The sequence below is a fragment of the Pseudomonas sp. genome, from assembly GCF_017744435.1.
Lineage (GTDB): Bacteria > Pseudomonadota > Gammaproteobacteria > Pseudomonadales > Pseudomonadaceae > Aquipseudomonas.
In genome coordinates, this window is the sequence record NZ_JAGIBG010000003.1 from 213016 (window position 1) to 229565 (window position 16550).

Here is a 16550-nt window from a genome sequence, read left to right on the forward strand (position 1 = left end):
GGCCGATCATATATCGGTTATGAATGTTTATACACGCGGAAAATAGACTAGGTAGATCGAGGCTGGCTGCTCTAGGCTCTGCCCATGTACTTCGAACCGTGAAGGTAACCCCGATGGATTTCGCCTATTCGCCCAAGGTCCAGGCACTGCGAGAGCGCGTCAGCGCCTTCATGGATGCTTACGTCTATCCCGCCGAACCGGTATTCGAGCGCCAGGTCGCCGAGGGCGACCGCTGGCAACCCACTGCGATCATGGAAGAGCTCAAGGCCAAGGCCCGGGCCGAGGGTTTGTGGAACCTGTTCCTCCCGGAGTCGGAATATGGCGCTGGTCTGAGCAATCTGGAATACGCACCGTTGGCCGAGATCATGGGCCGTTCGCTGCTGGGCCCGGAGCCGTTCAACTGCTCGGCACCGGACACCGGCAACATGGAAGTGCTGGTGCGTTACGGCAGCGAGGCGCAGAAGCGCCAGTGGCTGGAGCCGCTGCTGCGGGGTGACATCCGCTCGGCATTCGCCATGACCGAACCGGATGTGGCTTCTTCGGACGCAACCAACATGGCCGCCACCGCAGTGCGTGACGGTGACGAGTGGGTGATCAATGGCCGCAAATGGTGGACGTCCGGTGCCTGCGACCCGCGCTGCAAGGTGATGATCTTCATGGGCCTGTCGAACCCCGATGGTCCGCGCCATCAGCAGCATTCGATGGTGCTGGTGCCGACCGATGCGCCGGGGGTGAAGATCGTCCGCCCATTGCCGGTATTCGGTTATGACGATGCACCCCATGGCCATGCCGAGGTGCTGTTCGAGAACGTGCGGGTGCCGTATGAAAACGTGGTCCTCGGCGAGGGGCGTGGTTTCGAGATTGCCCAGGGCCGCCTTGGCCCAGGCCGTATCCACCATTGCATGCGTTCGATCGGCATGGCCGAGCGGGCGCTGGAGCTGATGTGCAAGCGCTCGGTCGAGCGCACGGCCTTCGGCCGGCCATTGGCGCGCCTGGGTGGCAACGTCGACAAGATCGCCGACTCGCGCATGGAGATCGACATGGCGCGCCTGCTGACGCTGAAGGCGGCGTACATGATGGACACCGTCGGCAACAAGGTCGCACGCAGCGAGATCGCGCAGATCAAGGTGGTGGCGCCGAACGTGGCGTTGAAGGTGATTGATCGGGCGATCCAGATGCATGGTGGGGCAGGGGTGAGCGGCGACTTCCCGCTGGCCTACATGTATGCCATGCAACGCACCCTGCGGTTGGCCGATGGACCGGATGAGGTGCACCGGGCGGCGATCGGCAAATACGAGATCGGCAAGTATGTGCCGGTGGAGATGCTGCGCGGCGAGCGTTGAAAGGGAGCTGCTCGAGAGAGCAGCTCATTTATTTATGCGTGATGGATCTTGTTATGTTACTTGTTGCAGTCCTTGATCCATGTACAAATTTTCTGAACCTGCTGATTAAGGTCAAGTATGCTGAAGTCCGGCGAATATGACTTCACGTAGTGGTCAGCCACCTTGACTTTGTTGGCTGTACGGTCGATGCGGCCCTTGAATTTACGGTATTTCAGGAGATTGGCCCATTGCCCCTTTGATGTGAGACGGTGTGCTGACCGGTGTACTGCCTTTATGCAGGCAGTGAGAGCATCTTCGTCAAGATAGTTTTCGACCTCGCGTCCTTTTGTTACCCACGCGATACGTGATGACTTAGCGGTGAACTGCTTGATGAGGCGTCGCTTGGTTGTGTTCAGGTGCTTGCCTGGCGAATCTTTATCGCTGTCTATAAGGATGGCGGCATGGCGATTGAGTCGAGTGAGATCAATCAGGTCGTTGAGGTTTCCGTCATCGTCGCCTGCCAGATGGGAAAGAAGGCGTCCTCCGTAGAACATGATTGAGTAGTGCTGCCCTTCTACAAGGTCAGATGCTTGATGGGTGATCCAATGGTTGAGGTAAAGCCGATCGGAGGGCCCTTCGACCCAGATGATGCAATTGCTTTGTAAAAGATCAGAGGCCAGATAGCCCATTCTGTCGAGCGTATCACCGATATCCGGACGACACTCAATCGACGTTCCACTGGTTTGGAATATTTTCAGCTTGTGTTTGGCTGCTATATTGATGAGCGATGCGGAATGCGTGGTGAGAAATAGCTGATGCTCTCGTTCCTCGGTAACATTCATTATTGCTTCAAGTAATGCACGGGCCAGCATGGGATGGAGATGGTTCTCAGGCTCTTCGATAAGGCAGATAGAGTTATGAGGCAGTTGTTTTAACCAGGAGATGATATGCGCGCACGACTTCCAGCCGGAAGGTAACCAATCACTATGTAAAAGGTTTGACATGGCATGGTCGTCGTCTAGCCAAAGTCCAATGCGACCTTCTGGTGTCTCGTGGAAGGACTGGCTTGTGAACAGCTTTTTTCCTGTGGGTGATTTGTCTTTAATGGCTAGTCCCAATAATTTTTCCCGAAAATTATTGAGTTCTGCTATAAAAGCGCTGTCAACTTGGTAACTGCCACTGCCGGGGTGCAGGTAGTGTATGTTGGAGTGAGTTTTGACGCGGGGCCAAGGCGTATTGAGGTTAGCCTTGTAGAGCATGGCATCCATAATGCTCAAGGCCCTAAACCCTGGGAACTCGCTAGGTTCATCAATGTGCTGTTCGCAGGCCCAGTAGTAAAGAGGGTCTATTCCGTGCGGCACATCAGCGCTCTGACTGAAACGGTACCCCCATTTTGCACCATCCGCGAACTCGATGAGCATGCAGGGATGTGTTTGTTTTGGAGGGTTTTCTCTTGGAAGAGAGACTAAGACTTCGGGATAACGGATTGCCCTGATCGTGTCAATGACGGTGGACTTTCCGGAGCCGTTGGCTCCCAGGAAAACATTGATCGCGCCGAATTCGATCGATGGACGTTTTTGGAAAGCCTTGAAATGGCTCAGTGCTGGGAGTGGGGAGTTATCATGGTCTTCAGGGGAATTTAATGTGCGTATTCCCGAAAGCCATATTCTATTGATTTTCATGGGTGTCGAAAGTTGGAATGGGTATGAAGTTGATCTCGTTTTCAGGGTGAATGCAAGTGGTCAGTCTTGTTACGCGTCTTGATCAACGAAACCACCACCCCACCCAGCAACAACCCGAACGTCACCCCCAACGACAGCAACGCCGGCACCTTGCCCACCATGCCGTGGTAGAAGATCTTGCAGCCAATGAAGATCAACACCAGCGCCAACGCATACTTGAGGTAGACGAACCGGTGCATCAGTGCCGACAAGGCAAAGTACAGCGAGCGCAAGCCGAGGATGGCGAAGATGTTCGAGGTATAGACGATGAACGGGTCCTGGGTGATGGCGAAGATCGCCGGCACGCTGTCGACGGCGAATACCAGGTCGGCCAGTTCGATCAGCACCAAGGCCAGGAACAGCGGTGTGGCATAACGCAGGGCCTTGCTTTCGCCGGGCGGGGTCAGGCGCACGAAGAAGTGCGAGCCGTGGATCTGGTCGGTCACACGCATGTGCCGGCGGACGAATTTCAAGATCGGGTTATTGGCAAGGTCCGGGTGGCTGTCCTCCTTCGACAGGGCCATCTTCACCCCGGTGAACAGCAGGAAGGCGCCGAAGATATAGAGTACCCAGGCAAAGTTCTGCACCAGCGCCGCCCCTACGCCGATCATGATCGCACGCAGGAACACCACGCCCAGAATGCCCCAGAACAGTACGCGGTGCTGGTAGCGGCGGGGAATGGCGAAAAAGCCGAAGATCATCGCCATGACGAACACGTTGTCCATCGACAACGATTGCTCGACCAGGAAGCCGGTGTAGAACTCCAGCGCCGACTGCGCGCCCAGCTCATGCCAGACCCACATGCCGAACAGCACGCCGACGCTGAAATAGCCCGAATACAGCAACAGGCTTTCGCGCATTTCGATCTCGCGATCCTGGCGATGCAGCACACCCAGGTCGAGTACCAGCAAACCGATGACGATGGCCATGAACACCAGCCACAACCAGGTGCTGGTGCCCAGAAACGGGGAAGTGAGGAATGTCTGCAGAGCCGTCATGAGCCCCTCCTTGAATGTCGACGTTGCCAGGTGAAGAGCGCAACAGTGATCCGACATCACGGCTCGGCAGCCGTCAGAGGGGCCCGGTATCACATGACCTTGAGCCTAGACCCGTTTCCCGGTGAAGCCGAATGGTGAGCTGTTACATTTCTTTGCCTGTCAGTACACCCAGACTTCAACACGACGGTTACGCAAGCGGCCTTGTTCCATGTCATTGCCGGCGATTGGCAATTCATCGCCCATGCCGGTCACCTCCAGCACCTCGACGCCACCTCGTGCCAGTTCGCGGCGTACGGCCTGGGCCCGCAGGCGCGAGAGCAACGCTGCACGGCCGGGCGTTTCCTTAGGGTCGCCGAAACCTACCAGCACCGCCTTGCTTTGCAGCTTGCCAGCCTGGCGCAGGTATTCGGCAACCCGCTGCACATCGCGCAGGGCCTTGTTGTCGAGGCTGGCGCTGCCTTCCTGGAAGCGGAAATTGACGCTCAAGCGTTGCGCCTGCTGGGCCAGGCTGCGATAGCGCGGCGGCATGTCGGCCTGCGCCGCTACCGGTTGCGCCTTGACCTGCTGCGAGACGAAGCCCTGTTCGGCGACAATGGCCTGGCCGGCCGGGGTCTGGGCGAAGTCGGCCAGCGCCCGGGCCTGGGGTTTGGCATTGGCTGGCAGGTAGAAGTACAGCCGCCGCGACAACGGGTAGTCCTCGCTGGCGACCAGTGGGCGGTCAGGCAGCATGGCCGGTGCATCGCCCTCGGCCACTGCCAGCACCTTGGCCCCGTGCACCGCAGCCAGGCTGCTGAAACCGATGGCGTGACGATCAGCGCCGACCCGCTCGGCCAGTGCTTCGCTGGACTCGAAACGCTGCGCCTGCCTGGCCAGCGCGCCATGGTGCGGTTCCAGTACCAGTGCCTTGAAGGTTTCATAGGTCCCGGAGCGATCATCGCGGGCATACAGGTGAATGGCCCCACCCGCCACGCCCAGTTGCTCCCAGCGCTGGATCTGCCCGGAGAAGATCTGCGCCAGTTGCTGGGTGGTCAGTTGTGGCAGCGGGTTGTCGGGGTGGACGATGACGGCCACGCCATCCAGGCCGATGACCTGTTCGGCGCTGGCCGAGCGCAGGTCGCCCAGGGCCTTGAGCTGGTCCACTTCGGCATCGCTGATGGGACGCGAGGCCGCCGCCAGGTCTGCCTGGCCCTGGCCGAGGGCGGCAAAACCGGTGCTCGAGCCGTGGGCGGCAATGTCGATACGCAAGGGCTGGCCTTGTGCATCGCGGGCCCTGATCACGGTTTCGTTGGCCACCGCGCCTGGCTGTTGCTCGATGTCCGTCGCTTGCTGCGCACGCAGCTGCGCTTGCACCAAGGCTGGCAGCAACGCCGCGCCAATGGTGTTGGAGCCCTGTACACGCAAAGGCGCAGGTTCGGCCTGGGCCGTCAGGGTCAGCAGGAGAAGCAGCAGGAGCAGCGGGCGGCGCATGCCGGGCAACCTTTGGCATAGAGTTGCCCGGCAGATTACGACGGTGTCGTGACCGAAATGTGACAGTCAGGCGGCATCCAGTGCATCGACGATGGCCTGGCCGACCGCCTGGGTCGAGCGGCTGCCGCCCATGTCAGGCGTGGTCGCACCGCTGGCGATGACGGCTTCGATGGCCAGCAGGATTTCATCGTGTGCGGCCTGATAACGGGCGTCTGCGGTTTCCTTGCCAAGGAACTCGAGCATCAATGCACCCGACCAGATCATGCCGATCGGGTTGGCGATGTTCTTGCCGAAGATGTCCGGCGCCGAGCCATGCACCGGCTCGAACAACGACGGGAACTTGCGCTCGGGGTTGAGGTTGGCCGACGGCGCGATGCCGATGGTGCCGGTGCAGGCCGGCCCGAGGTCGGAGAGGATGTCGCCGAACAGGTTGGAGGCCACCACCACGTCGAAGCGCTCCGGTTGCAGCACGAAGCGTGCGCAAAGGATGTCGATGTGCTGCTTGTCCCAGGTGATCTCCGGGTAGTGCGCGGCCACGGCGGCGGTGCGCTCGTCCCAGTACGGCATGCTCACGGCCATGCCGTTGGACTTGGTGGCCGAAGTCACATGCTGGCGCGGGCGATTGTGGGCGAGTTCGAACGCGTATTCGAGGATGCGGTCGACGCCACGGCGGGTGAACACCGATTCCTGCAGGACGAATTCGTTGGCAGTGCCTTCGAACATGCGCCCACCCAGCGACGAGTATTCGCCTTCGGTGTTTTCCCGCACCACCACGAAGTCGATATCGCCAGGCTGCTTGCCGGCCAGCGGGCAGGGCACGCCGGGGAACAGGCGCACCGGGCGAATGTTCACGTACTGGTCGAAGTCGCGGCGGAACTTGAGCAGCGAGCCCCACAGGGAAATGTGGTCAGGTACCTTGTCGGGCCAGCCGACGGCACCGAAGTACAAGGCGTCGAAGCCCTTGAGCTGGTCGAACCAGTCGTCCGGCATCATCTTGCCGTGGGCCAGGTAGTAGTCGCAGCTAGCCCATTCGAAAAACTCGAATTGCAGGTCCAGGCCATGCTTGCGGGCGGCGGCTTCGAGCACGCGGATACCTTCCGGGAGTACTTCATTGCCGATGCCATCGCCGGGAATGGCTGCGATCTTGAAAGTCTTGGTCTTGGTCATGGCCACACCTTGTGTCTGGGGAACGGATGTGGGCCATGCTATAAGGGATCTTTACATAGATAATCGGCCAGTTCATGCATTCTTGGTGCACGTATCGTGAATAATCTGCCAAACCTCGACGACCTCGATATCTTTCTTCAGGTAGCCCGCCGTGCGAGCTTTGCGGCGGTGGCCGAAGCGCGCGGCATGTCGGCCGCGTTCGTCAGCAAGCGCATCCGCCTGCTCGAAGCGGACCTCGGCGTGCGCCTGCTGCACCGCACCACCCGGCGGGTGACGGTGAGCGAGGAGGGCGAGCGGGTCTATCAATGGGCGCAGCAGATCTTCGAGGCACTGCAGCGCATGGGCGATGACCTGGACGCCGGACAGCGTGAGCCGGCCGGGCAGTTACGCATCGCCAGCAGCCTGGGCCTGGGCCGGCGGATGGTGGCGCCGGCGTTGTCGGCGCTGGCGGCGCGCTACCCACGGCTGGACATCCGCCTGGACGTGCATGACCGCCTGGTGGACCTGGTGGCCGAGGGTGTCGATCTGGATATCCGCGTGGGTGACCAGATTGCCCCGAACCTGATCGCCAAGCGCCTGGCACGCAACTGGCGGGTGCTGTGTGCGGCGCCGGACTATCTTGCCCGTCGCGGCACGCCGAAGAGCCTGGCGGATCTGGCCAGCCATGACTGCCTGGTGATCAAGGAGCGCGACCATCCCTTCGGGCTCTGGCACCTGGAGGGGCCCGCTGGCGAGGAAAGTGTGCGGGTCACCGGCGCGTTGTCGAGCAACCATGGCGAAGTGGTGCACCAATGGTGCCTGGACGGGCGCGGCATCGTGTTGCGGTCGTGGTGGGATGTGCACGACAGCCTGGCGGATGGCCGGCTGGTGCAGGTGCTGGAGGGGTATCGGCAGAGTGCCGATATCTGGGCGGTGTACACCGCGCCGCTGGCCGGGTCGGCCAAGGTGCGGGTGGCGGTGGAGTTTTTCCGGGAATACTTTGCCGACAGGTTTCAGATTCCGGGTTGACAGTGCCGGCCTCTTCGCGGGTAAACCCGCTCCCACAGGGACTGCACCGTACTCAAGGTTGATGCGGTCCCTGTGGGTGCGGGCTTGCCCGCGAAGAGGCCGGTACAGCCACTAACCCACTGGGATCAATGCGCCCCGGCCGACTTGCTCAGGTCACTCTCGGCCCACTCGGTATAGATGCAGGCATCCGCCACCGCCCAGCGTACTTTCACGGTATCCCCCGGCTGCATCGGCATCCCGGCGGCAGACAGCGCCTTCACCGTCAGCTCGGTGCCGCCCGCTGTCACCACATGGCAGGTCTGGCTCTCACCCAGGAACAGCACCTCACCGACCTTGGCACTGACCTCGTTCCAGCCCGCAGGCAATGGCTCGCGTGCGGCCTGTTCGGCAGTCAGGGCCAGGGCTTTCTCCGGCCGCACCATGATCAGTGCATCCTGCTGTGCGCTGAGGCCCGGGGTCAGGCGAATCGCCACCGGCTGGCCTTCGAAGCTGCCCGCGCCATTGCTGCTGGCCTTGATCCGCAGGAAGTTGGAATTGCCCAGGAACGACGCGACAAAGGCATTCGGCGGGTTCTGATAAAGGTCGTATCCGGTACCCAGGCCGACGATCTTGCCGTGGCTGAAGATGGCGATGCGCTGTGACAGGCGCATGGCTTCTTCCTGGTCGTGGGTCACGTAGACGATGGTGATGCCCAGCCGGCGGTGCAGTTGGCGCAGTTCGTCCTGCAGGTCTTCACGCAGCTTCTTGTCCAGCGCCCCGAGCGGTTCGTCCATCAGCAGGATGCGGGGCTCGTACACCAGCGCCCGGGCAATCGCCACGCGCTGCTGCTGGCCACCGGACATCTGCGAAGGCTTGCGGTGGGCGAATTTCTCCAGCTGCACCAGCTTGAGCATGGCATCGACGCGCTTGGTGGTTTCAGTGGCGCTGAGCTTGCGGATGGCCAGCGGGAAGCCGATGTTGTCGCGCACGTTCAAGTGCGGGAACAGCGAATAGCGCTGAAACACCATGCCGATATCACGCTTGTGCGGCGGCACGTTGACCAGCGACTGGCCCTCGACCAGGATCTCGCCGCTGCTCGGCGTTTCGAAGCCGGCCAGCATCGACAGCGTGGTGGACTTGCCCGAGCCGCTGGAGCCGAGGAAGGTCAGGAATTCGCCGTCCTGGATCTCCAGGTCGAGGTTGTCCACGGCGGTGAAGTCGCCGTAGTGCTTGTTCAGGCCACGCAGGCTGACCAGGGTCTTGCCGTGGGCGTTGTCTTTGATGACTGCACTCATTGTTGTTTTCTCCGCACGCTCAGGCGTTGACTTCGGTGCGCCGGCGCAAGGCGGCGGCAATGAACATGACAAGCAGCGACAGGCCGATCAGCAGGGTCGAGGCCACGGCGATCACCGGGCTCAGGTCCTGGCGCAGGGTGGTCCACATCTTCACCGGCAGGGTTTGCAGGTCGGGGCTGGCCATCATCACGCTCAGCACCACTTCATCCCACGACACCAGGAAGGCGAACAGGCCACCGGCGATCATGCCCGGGCGAATCGCCGGGAAGGTCACCTTGAAGATCGCCTGCAGGCGCGAGGCACCGCAGATCACCGCGGCATCCTCGATCGACTGGTCGAACAGCTTCAGCGAGTTGATGATCGAGATGATGGTGAAGGGCAGGGCGACGATCACATGGCTGACCACGAAGGCGAACAGCGTGCCGGTGTAGCCAAGCTTGAGGAACAGCGCGTACACCGCCACGGCGATGATCACCAGCGGCACGATCATCGGCATGGTGAACAGCCCGTAGAGCATTTCACGGCCGGGGAAGCGCCCACGCACCAGGGCGAAGGCGGTGGGCAGGCCCAGCAGCACGGCAGCGATGGTGGTCAGCACGGCGACCTTGAGGCTGGCAAGGGCGGCGTCCATCCACTCCGGGTTGGAGAAGAACTGGCCGTACCACTTGAAGGTCCAGCCCGGTGGCGGGAACACCAGCCACTGGGACGAGCCGAACGACAGCAGCACGATGAACACCACCGGCAGCAGCAGGAAGGCCGCGATGACCCCGGTGGTCAGGTACAGGCCCGTACGCAGCGGGCGGCCCATGGCATTGGGAGACAGGAGCATGGCGGTTTACCTCGCGTTGCCAACCGGGGATTCCGGCTGCAGCTTCAGGTACAGGTAGAAGAGCACCAGGGTGATCACCACCAGCAGTGCGGCGGCGGCGCTGGCCAGGCCCCAGTTGAGGAACGACTGCACCTGCTGGATGATGAATTCAGGCAGCATCATGTTCTGCGCACCGCCGAGCAGCGCCGGGGTGACGTAGTAACCGAGCGACATCACGAACACCATCAGCGCCCCCGAGAACAGCCCCGAGCGGCACAGCGGCAGGAACACCTTCCAGAAGTTGGTCCACGGGCTGGCGCCGCAGATGGAACCTGCCTGCAGCACCATCGGGTCGATGGCGTGCATGGTCGCCTGCAGCGGCAGCACGATGAACGGGATCATGATGTAGCTCATGCCGATCACCACGCCAGTGAGGTTGTGCACCATCTCCAGCGGGGTGTCGATGATGCCCATGGCCATCAACGCCTTGTTGATCACCCCCGAGCTTTGCAGCAGCACCAGCCACGAGTAGGTGCGCGCCAGCAGGCTGGTCCACATCGACAGCAGCACGATGTTCAGCAGCCAGCGGCCCCAGCCCTGGGGCACCAGGGTGATCGCCCAGGCCAGCGGGAAGCCCAGCAGCACGCTGATCAGGGTGACCACGCCGGCCACCGAGAAGGTGTTGAACAGCACCCGTGCATAGGCCGAGTTGGCGAACAGCTGCTCGTAGTTGCCCAGCCCTGGCGTTGGCTCCAGCACCCCGCGCAGCAACAGGCCGACCAGCGGGGCGAAGAAGAACAGGCCGAGGAACAACAGGGCCGGCAGCAGGTTGCGGCTGCCTTTCCAGCGCTGGCCCAGGCTCACGCGGCGAGGGGCCGTTCCCGGGGCGCCGGTGCCCGTGGGGGCACCTTGCGCGTTCTGCAGGGCGTTGATGGCGACTTTCATTTGACCAACCACTCATTCCAGCGGGCTGCAATGGCCTGGCCGTTTTTCGCCCAGTAGGCGAAGTCCAGGGTGACCTGGTCCTGGGCGTAGGCGGTCGGCAGGTTCGGGGCGAGGTCTTTGTCGAGCTTGGCCACGCTGTCGACGTTCACCGGGGCGTAGGCGGTCTTGTTGGCGAACGCGGCCTGGCCTTCGGCGCTGCTGGCATTGGCCAGGAACTTCATGGCCGCGTCCTTGTTCTTCGAGCCTTTCGGGATGACCAGGAAATCGGCCATGACCAGGTTCTGCTTCCAGCTCACGCCCACCGGTGCACCGTCTTGCTGCAGGGCATAGACGCGGCCGTTCCAGAACTGGCCGAGCGACGCTTCACCCGAGGCCAGCAGCTGCTGCGACTGGGCACCACCGCCCCACCAGACGATGTCTTTCTTGATGGTGTCGAGCTTCTTGAAGGCGCGGTCCAGGTCCAGCGGGTAGAGGTCCTTGGGCGCTACGCCGTCGGCCAGCAGGGCCAGTTCCAGCACGCCGGGGCTCGGCCATTTGTACAGGGCGCGTTTGCCTGGGTAGGTCTTGGTGTCGAACAGCGCGGTCCAGTCGACCGGCTTGTTGGCACCGAGCTTGCCTTCGTTGTAGCCGAGCACGAAGGAGAAGAAGAACGAGCCGACGCCGTGGTCGGAGACAAACCGCGGGTCGATCTTGTCGCGTTTGATCTGGTTGAAATCGAGGGGTTCGAGCAGGCCTTCGCTGGCGGCGCGCAGGGCGAAGTCGGCTTCGACGTCGACCACGTCCCATTGCACGTTACCGCTCTCGACCATGGCCTTGAGCTTGCCGTAGTCGGTCGGGCCGTCCTGGACGACTTTGATGTCGGTGCTTTTGCTGAAGGGTACGGCCCATGCTTCTTTCTGGGCGTCCTGGGTGGTCCCGCCCCAGCTGACGAAGTTCAGGCTGTCAGCGGCCTGGGCGGCCTGACAGGCCAGGGTCAGCAGGCTGGCGGACAGCACTGCGGTTACACGTTTGCTCAACAGCATGGTTTACGCCCTCGTTGCTTTTGTTATTCGAGGCGGGGCTTCTGGTGCGCCCGCCAACAGTGTTCGGGGAGCAGCTAAAACAAGGTGTCTGGTGGCCGTTTGTAATTGTAGGTGCCGGCCTGCAGATTCAAGGTCTACGGGATATCATATTATGGTATTCCAAGCTTTTGGCAAGAGGTATGAGGCTACCGGCCATCACTCCGTCCTTGCAGAAACACCTGGGGCCCTGTGGGAGCGGGTTCACCCGCGAATGCGTCGGTTGCTTCAGCATCGCATTCGCGGGTAAACCCGCTCCCACAGGGCCCTGCCAAGTCAGTTGCTCAAGTGTTCTCAGCCAACCATCCCGGGCTCGAAGGGAATGCTCTGCACCACTTCCAGCTCATACCCGGCTAGCCCCGCATACTTCAGCGGCGGCCCCAGGTGACGCAGCTTGCCCACACCCAGGTCCTGCAGAATCTGCGCCCCGGTACCCACCTCCGAGTACACCTTGGACTGCCCACGCTGGTAAGGCCGCACTGGCTGGGTCAGCTGCGGTACGCGTTCGAGCAACGCCTGGGAAGATTCGTGGTTGGCGAGAATCACCACCACCCCGGCACCTTCCTCGGCCACCTTCTGCAGCGCTGCCCACAGCGTCCAGTTGGCGGGGCCGGCGTACTCGGCGCCGACCAGGTCGCGCAGCGGGTCGATCACATGCACCCGCACCAGGGTCGGCTGCTCACGGCGGATATCGCCCATGACCATGGCCATATGCACGCCGCCTTCGATGCGGTCCTCGTAGGTCACCAGGCGGAACGTGCCGTGCACGGTCGGCAGTTCGCGTTCGCCGATGCGCTTGATGGTCTGCTCGTTGCTCAGGCGGTAGTGGATCAGGTCGGCGATGGTGCCGATCTTGATGCCGTGCTGCGCGGCGAACACTTCCAGGTCCGGGCGGCGGGCCATGGTGCCGTCATCGTTGAGCACCTCGACGATCACCGAGGCCGGGGTGAAACCGGCCAGGCGGGCCAGGTCGCAACCGGCTTCGGTGTGCCCGGCACGGGTCAGCACGCCGCCTTCGCGGGCGCGCAGGGGGAAGATGTGGCCAGGCTGCACCAGGTCTTCGGGGCGGGCATCGGGCGCCATGGCCGCAGCCACGGTGCGCGCCCGGTCGGCGGCGGATATGCCGGTGGTGACGCCGCTGGCGGCTTCGATCGACACGGTGAAGGCGGTGCTGAACACGCTGCCGTTGGCCGGTACCATCTGTTCAAGGCCCAGGCGCTGGCAGTGGTCGTCGGTCAGGGTCAGGCAGATCAGCCCGCGCGCTTCGCGGGCCATGAAGTTGATGGCCTGGGCGTCACAGCGCTCGGCGGCGATCAGCAGGTCGCCTTCGTTTTCCCGGTCCTCGTCGTCCACCAGCAGGACCATCTTGCCTTGCCGGTAGTCCTCGAGGAGTTCCTCGATGGTGTTGAAAGCCATGTTGCACGCTCACTGTGGTGGGGTGATTTTTATGGTATACCATCATACACAAATATCGTTGTAACAGGAGAGCAGCGGATGAAGGCCTATTGGATCGCCCACGTCGACGTGACCGACCCCGAGCAATACCAGCAGTACACCCAGCGCGCTCCCGCTGCCTTCAAGGCATTCGGCGGCCGCTTCCTGGCCCGTGGCGGGCGCAGCGAGGCGATGGAAGGGCGACCCACTCCACAGCGTAGCGTGGTGATCGAGTTCGATTCGTATGAACAGGCGGTGGCGTGCTACCGGTCGGAGTTGTATCAGGAGGCGTGCAGCCATCGTCAGGGCGTGGCGAAGGCTGAGGTGATCATCGTTGAAGGCTTCGAGCCGTGAGTCTTTGCTGATGGCCCTTTCGCGGGCACGCCCGCTCCCACAGGTACTGCACAGTTTTCAGAATCTGTGCGGTACCTGTGGGAGCGGGTTTACCCGCGAAGAGGCCGGTCCTGCTTATGGCATGCCAGGCAACTCATGGGGCCGCAGGTCGAACACCAGCACCTCGGCATCCACCCCGTTACCCAACTCCAACAGCTGTTCATGCCTTACCCGCACCCCATCCCCCTCATTCAGCATCTGGCCATTGAGCTCGATGCTGCCGCGAGCCACATGCACATAGGCATGGCGGTTCTCCGGCAAGGTCAGCGTCGCGCGTTCCGCGCCATCGAACAGCCCGGCATACACCCGCGCGTTCTGCCGCACCTGCAATGACCCCTCGGCACCATCTGGCGAGATGATCAGGCGCAACCTGCCGCGCTTCTGCTCGGCACTGAAGTGCTGCTGCTGATAACGCGGCGTCGCCCCTTTCACATTGGGCACGATCCAGATCTGCAGGAAGTGCACCGGCTGCGCCTGGCTGTGGTTGAACTCGCTGTGCGCCACGCCATGACCGGCGCTCATCAGTTGCACGTCACCCGGCCGGATCACCGAGCCGGTGCCCAGGGTGTCCTTGTGCTCCAGCGCGCCTTCGAGCACGTAGGAGAAGATTTCCATATCGCGGTGCGGGTGCTCGCCAAAGCCCTTGCCAGGGATGACACGGTCGTCGTTGATTACCAGCAGGTCGGAGAAACCTTGCTCGTCGGGGTTGCGGTAATGGCCGAAGGAGAAGGTGTGGAAGGATTTCAGCCAGCCGTGGAAGGCCAGGCCGCGGTCTTGGGCGTTACGGACGGTGAGCATGACGAATCTCCAGTAAGGGCAGGGCACCTGGGCCCTGCCACGCGGTTGGCTGGCGTTATTGCAAATGCACGTTCAGTTCGTTTGCGGCCTGGCGCATCGCCGCTTTGACCGCCGGCACCTGGCTCAGCGGGTTGAGCAAGCCATAGTCATGGATCATGCCGTTGTAGCGCACCGAGGTTACCGTCACGCCCGCCGCATTCAGCTTGCGTGCATAGGCCTCACCTTCATCCCGCAGCACATCGAACTCGGCGGTCTGCACCAGTGCCGGTGGCAGGCCCTTGAGCTGTTCACTGCTGGCACGCAGCGGTGAGGCGTAGATCTGCTCCCGTGCCTTGGCATCGGTGGTGTAGTTGTCCCAGAACCACTTCATCATCCCGGTGGTGAGGAAGTGCCCCTCGGCGAACTGTTTGTACGACGCCGTCTCGAAACTGGCATCGGTCACCGGCCACAGCAGCAGCTGGAAGCGCAGGGCCGGGGTGCCGGCCTCCTTGGCCTTGAGTGCGACCACCGCCGCCATGTTGCCGCCGACGCTATTGCCGGCCACAGCCAGGCGCTTACCGTCGACACCAATTTCCTTGCCGTGCTCGGCGACCCACTGGGTCGCGGCATAGGCCTGGTTGATCGCCGTCGGGTAGTGCGCCTCGGGTGACGGGGTGTAGTCCACATAGACCGCTACCGCGCCGGAGCCGACCACCAGGTCGCGGATCAGCCGCTGGTGGGTCGGGAAGTCGCCCAGCACCCAGCCGCCGCCATGGAAGAACATGAACACGGGCAGCTCACCTTTGACATTGGCCGGGCGCATCACCTGCAGCTTGATCGACTGGCCGTTGGCCTGGATGGTGCGTTCCTTGACCTCGATACCGGACAGGTCGACCTTCACCGAAGCCTGGGCGCCGGTCAGTACGGCGCGGGCGTCTTTCGGGCTGAGCTGTTCGAGCGGCTTGCCGCCACCGTGTTCCAGCGCTTCGAGGAAGGCCTGGGTGTGCTGTTCGACGCCTGGGCTGCCGGCGGCGAACGCGCTGGAGACGGACAGGGCGAGTAGGGAGGCGGTGAGGGTCTTGTGGACAATGTTCATGAGCGAATCCTTTTCCATTTAAGTGCTGGTAATGGGCGTCTTGCCTGGCTTTCAGGGCCATCGCTGCGACCTGTGTGTAGATTAGGGAGATGCGCTGGCGGGAAAAAGCCGCTATAAAGCGTTTGACTGTCACCAAGAGCGAGACAATGAACCCCTACGAAGACATGCGCATCTTTGCCCAGGTCATGGAGGCCGGCAGTTTCACCGCCGCTGCCGAGCGCCTGGGCATGTCCAAGCAATCGGTCAGTCGCCGCCTGATGCAGCTCGAAGAGCGCCTCGGCGTGCGCCTGCTCAACCGCTCCACCCGCCGCCTGGACGCCACGCCGCTGGGCCAGCACTACTACCAGTCGGCGTTGCGCCTGCTGGGCGAGGTGCAACAGGTGGAACACGACATCAGCGGCCAGGCCCAGGCCTTGCGCGGCACCTTGCGCCTGAGTGCGCCGCTGTCGTTCGCCATGGCTCACCTGGGCTGCCTGCTGACCGAGTTTCTGCAACTGCATCCGCAGGTGGATGTGGAGGTGGACCTCAGCGACCGCCCTGTGGACCTGATCGGCGAGGGCTATGACCTGGCGCTGCGTATCGGCGCGCTGGAGGATTCCAGCCTGATTGCCCGGCGCATTGCCGATGTCGAGCGGGTGTATTGCGCGAGCCCGGCGTACCTTGAAGCCCGTGGCGTTCCGGTCAGGCCGGAAGAACTGGCCGAGCATGATTGCCTGCCCTATGGGCACTCGCGGCAGGTGCAGTGGCAGTTCCGCCAAGGCGGCAAGGCCCAGGTTATTCAGGTGACTGGGCGGATGCGGGCGAACAACGGCGAGCTGCTCAGGGATGCGGCGATTGCCGGGATGGGGGTGACCTATTTGCCGACCTTCATCGTCGGCCAGGCGCTTACGGACGGGCGGCTGGTGACAGTGCTCGATGAGTGGGTGCCGCCGGCGCTGCAGTTGTCGGCGGTGTATCCGCAGCACCGGCAAGTGGCGCGGCCGGTGCAGGGGTTTGTGAGCTTCCTGCGTGAGCGGCTGACACAGCTCTGAAAGCGCGTTGGCCCCTTCGCGGGCACGCCCGCTCCCACAGGATCACCACAA

At 62.5% G+C, this 16550-nt stretch carries 15 protein-coding genes; 4 read left to right on the forward strand and 11 right to left on the reverse strand.

Annotation, left to right across the window (positions count from 1 at the left end):
* Nucleotides 1-113 precede the first annotated feature (113 nt).
* The gene (locus J7573_RS04110) at nt 114-1343 is read left to right on the forward strand and encodes an acyl-CoA dehydrogenase (protein WP_294325925.1); all 1230 of its coding nucleotides are present in this window, start codon (nt 114-116) and stop codon (nt 1341-1343) included.
* Between the two features lie 56 nt (nt 1344-1399).
* Here J7573_RS04110 and J7573_RS04115 read toward each other — a convergent pair whose 3' ends face one another.
* From J7573_RS04115 to J7573_RS04130, 4 genes are all read right to left on the reverse strand, one after another.
* A complete protein-coding gene (locus tag J7573_RS04115; RefSeq protein ID WP_294325927.1) occupies nt 1400-3004 on the reverse strand; it encodes an AAA family ATPase in 1605 nt (534 codons plus the stop codon).
* Nucleotides 3005-3045: 41 nt separating this feature from the next.
* On the reverse strand, nt 3046-4041 hold the full coding sequence (locus J7573_RS04120; RefSeq protein WP_294325928.1) for a TerC family protein: 996 nt from the start codon (nt 4039-4041) through the stop codon (nt 3046-3048).
* A 159-nt stretch (nt 4042-4200) separates the two neighbouring features.
* A complete protein-coding gene (locus J7573_RS04125) occupies nt 4201-5508 on the reverse strand; it encodes a phosphate ABC transporter substrate-binding/OmpA family protein (protein ID WP_294325930.1) in 1308 nt (435 codons plus the stop codon).
* Nucleotides 5509-5574: 66 nt separating this feature from the next.
* Nucleotides 5575-6675, reverse strand: a complete 1101-nt coding sequence (locus tag J7573_RS04130) for a tartrate dehydrogenase (protein ID WP_294325933.1) — start codon at nt 6673-6675, stop codon at nt 5575-5577.
* Between the two features lie 96 nt (nt 6676-6771).
* Here J7573_RS04130 and J7573_RS04135 point away from each other — a divergent pair, with 96 nt between their 5' ends.
* Nucleotides 6772-7683 carry a LysR substrate-binding domain-containing protein gene (locus tag J7573_RS04135; RefSeq protein WP_294325934.1) on the forward strand — a complete coding sequence of 304 codons (912 nt, stop codon included), beginning with the start codon at nt 6772-6774 and terminating at the stop codon, nt 7681-7683.
* A 125-nt stretch (nt 7684-7808) separates the two neighbouring features.
* Here the strand turns inward: J7573_RS04135 and J7573_RS04140 are convergent, their stop codons facing one another.
* The 5 genes from J7573_RS04140 to ribBA all read right to left on the reverse strand — a co-directional run bounded on the left by J7573_RS04140 (nt 7809) and on the right by ribBA (nt 13184).
* On the reverse strand, nt 7809-8957 hold the full coding sequence (locus J7573_RS04140; RefSeq protein ID WP_294325935.1) for an ABC transporter ATP-binding protein: 1149 nt from the start codon (nt 8955-8957) through the stop codon (nt 7809-7811).
* Between the two features lie 19 nt (nt 8958-8976).
* Nucleotides 8977-9786 (reverse strand): ABC transporter permease, encoded by an 810-nt coding sequence (locus J7573_RS04145; protein ID WP_027919924.1) that lies wholly within the window; start codon nt 9784-9786, stop codon nt 8977-8979.
* 6 nt (nt 9787-9792) lie between these two features.
* Entirely contained in the window at nt 9793-10710 is a 918-nt protein-coding gene (locus tag J7573_RS04150) for an ABC transporter permease (protein WP_294325939.1), read from the reverse strand.
* Nucleotides 10707-11732 (reverse strand): polyamine ABC transporter substrate-binding protein, encoded by a 1026-nt coding sequence (locus J7573_RS04155; RefSeq protein ID WP_294325941.1) that lies wholly within the window; start codon nt 11730-11732, stop codon nt 10707-10709. The genes J7573_RS04150 and J7573_RS04155 overlap by 4 nt, the downstream gene beginning before the upstream one ends.
* 330 nt (nt 11733-12062) lie before the next feature.
* A complete protein-coding gene (gene ribBA, locus J7573_RS04160; protein ID WP_294325943.1) occupies nt 12063-13184 on the reverse strand; it encodes a bifunctional 3,4-dihydroxy-2-butanone-4-phosphate synthase/GTP cyclohydrolase II in 1122 nt (373 codons plus the stop codon).
* A 78-nt stretch (nt 13185-13262) separates the two neighbouring features.
* Here ribBA and J7573_RS04165 point away from each other — a divergent pair, with 78 nt between their 5' ends.
* Entirely contained in the window at nt 13263-13556 is a 294-nt protein-coding gene (locus tag J7573_RS04165; RefSeq protein WP_105948725.1) for a DUF1330 domain-containing protein, read from the forward strand.
* A gap of 114 nt (nt 13557-13670) precedes the next feature.
* Here the strand turns inward: J7573_RS04165 and J7573_RS04170 are convergent, their stop codons facing one another.
* Together J7573_RS04170 and J7573_RS04175 are read right to left on the reverse strand one after the other, a co-directional pair.
* Nucleotides 13671-14393: a pirin family protein gene (locus tag J7573_RS04170; RefSeq protein ID WP_294325953.1), complete on the reverse strand. Its 723-nt coding sequence runs from the start codon at nt 14391-14393 to the stop codon at nt 13671-13673.
* 55 nt (nt 14394-14448) lie between these two features.
* Nucleotides 14449-15468: an alpha/beta hydrolase gene (locus J7573_RS04175; protein WP_294325954.1), complete on the reverse strand. Its 1020-nt coding sequence runs from the start codon at nt 15466-15468 to the stop codon at nt 14449-14451.
* A 146-nt stretch (nt 15469-15614) separates the two neighbouring features.
* On the opposite strand from J7573_RS04175, the gene J7573_RS04180 reads away from it, so the two are divergent.
* On the forward strand, nt 15615-16499 hold the full coding sequence (locus J7573_RS04180; RefSeq protein ID WP_294325955.1) for a LysR family transcriptional regulator: 885 nt from the start codon (nt 15615-15617) through the stop codon (nt 16497-16499).
* The last annotated feature ends 51 nt before the right edge of the window (nt 16500-16550 follow it).

Excerpts from the sequence above, each read along its gene's own strand:
- J7573_RS04110 (WP_294325925.1), top strand. The coding sequence starts at position 114 with ATGGATTTCGCCTATTCGCCCAAGGTCCAGGCACTGCGAGAGCGCGTC.
- J7573_RS04115 (WP_294325927.1), bottom strand. The coding sequence starts at position 3,004 with ATGAAAATCAATAGAATATGGCTTTCGGGAATACGCACATTAAATTCC.
- J7573_RS04120 (WP_294325928.1), bottom strand. The coding sequence starts at position 4,041 with ATGACGGCTCTGCAGACATTCCTCACTTCCCCGTTTCTGGGCACCAGC.
- J7573_RS04125 (WP_294325930.1), bottom strand. The coding sequence starts at position 5,508 with ATGCGCCGCCCGCTGCTCCTGCTGCTTCTCCTGCTGACCCTGACGGCC.
- J7573_RS04130 (WP_294325933.1), bottom strand. The coding sequence starts at position 6,675 with ATGACCAAGACCAAGACTTTCAAGATCGCAGCCATTCCCGGCGATGGC.
- J7573_RS04140 (WP_294325935.1), bottom strand. The coding sequence starts at position 8,957 with ATGAGTGCAGTCATCAAAGACAACGCCCACGGCAAGACCCTGGTCAGC.
- J7573_RS04145 (WP_027919924.1), bottom strand. The coding sequence starts at position 9,786 with ATGCTCCTGTCTCCCAATGCCATGGGCCGCCCGCTGCGTACGGGCCTG.
- J7573_RS04150 (WP_294325939.1), bottom strand. The coding sequence starts at position 10,710 with ATGAAAGTCGCCATCAACGCCCTGCAGAACGCGCAAGGTGCCCCCACG.
- J7573_RS04155 (WP_294325941.1), bottom strand. The coding sequence starts at position 11,732 with ATGCTGTTGAGCAAACGTGTAACCGCAGTGCTGTCCGCCAGCCTGCTG.
- ribBA (WP_294325943.1), bottom strand. The coding sequence starts at position 13,184 with ATGGCTTTCAACACCATCGAGGAACTCCTCGAGGACTACCGGCAAGGC.
- J7573_RS04165 (WP_105948725.1), top strand. The coding sequence starts at position 13,263 with ATGAAGGCCTATTGGATCGCCCACGTCGACGTGACCGACCCCGAGCAA.
- J7573_RS04170 (WP_294325953.1), bottom strand. The coding sequence starts at position 14,393 with ATGCTCACCGTCCGTAACGCCCAAGACCGCGGCCTGGCCTTCCACGGC.
- J7573_RS04175 (WP_294325954.1), bottom strand. The coding sequence starts at position 15,468 with ATGAACATTGTCCACAAGACCCTCACCGCCTCCCTACTCGCCCTGTCC.
- J7573_RS04180 (WP_294325955.1), top strand. The coding sequence starts at position 15,615 with ATGAACCCCTACGAAGACATGCGCATCTTTGCCCAGGTCATGGAGGCC.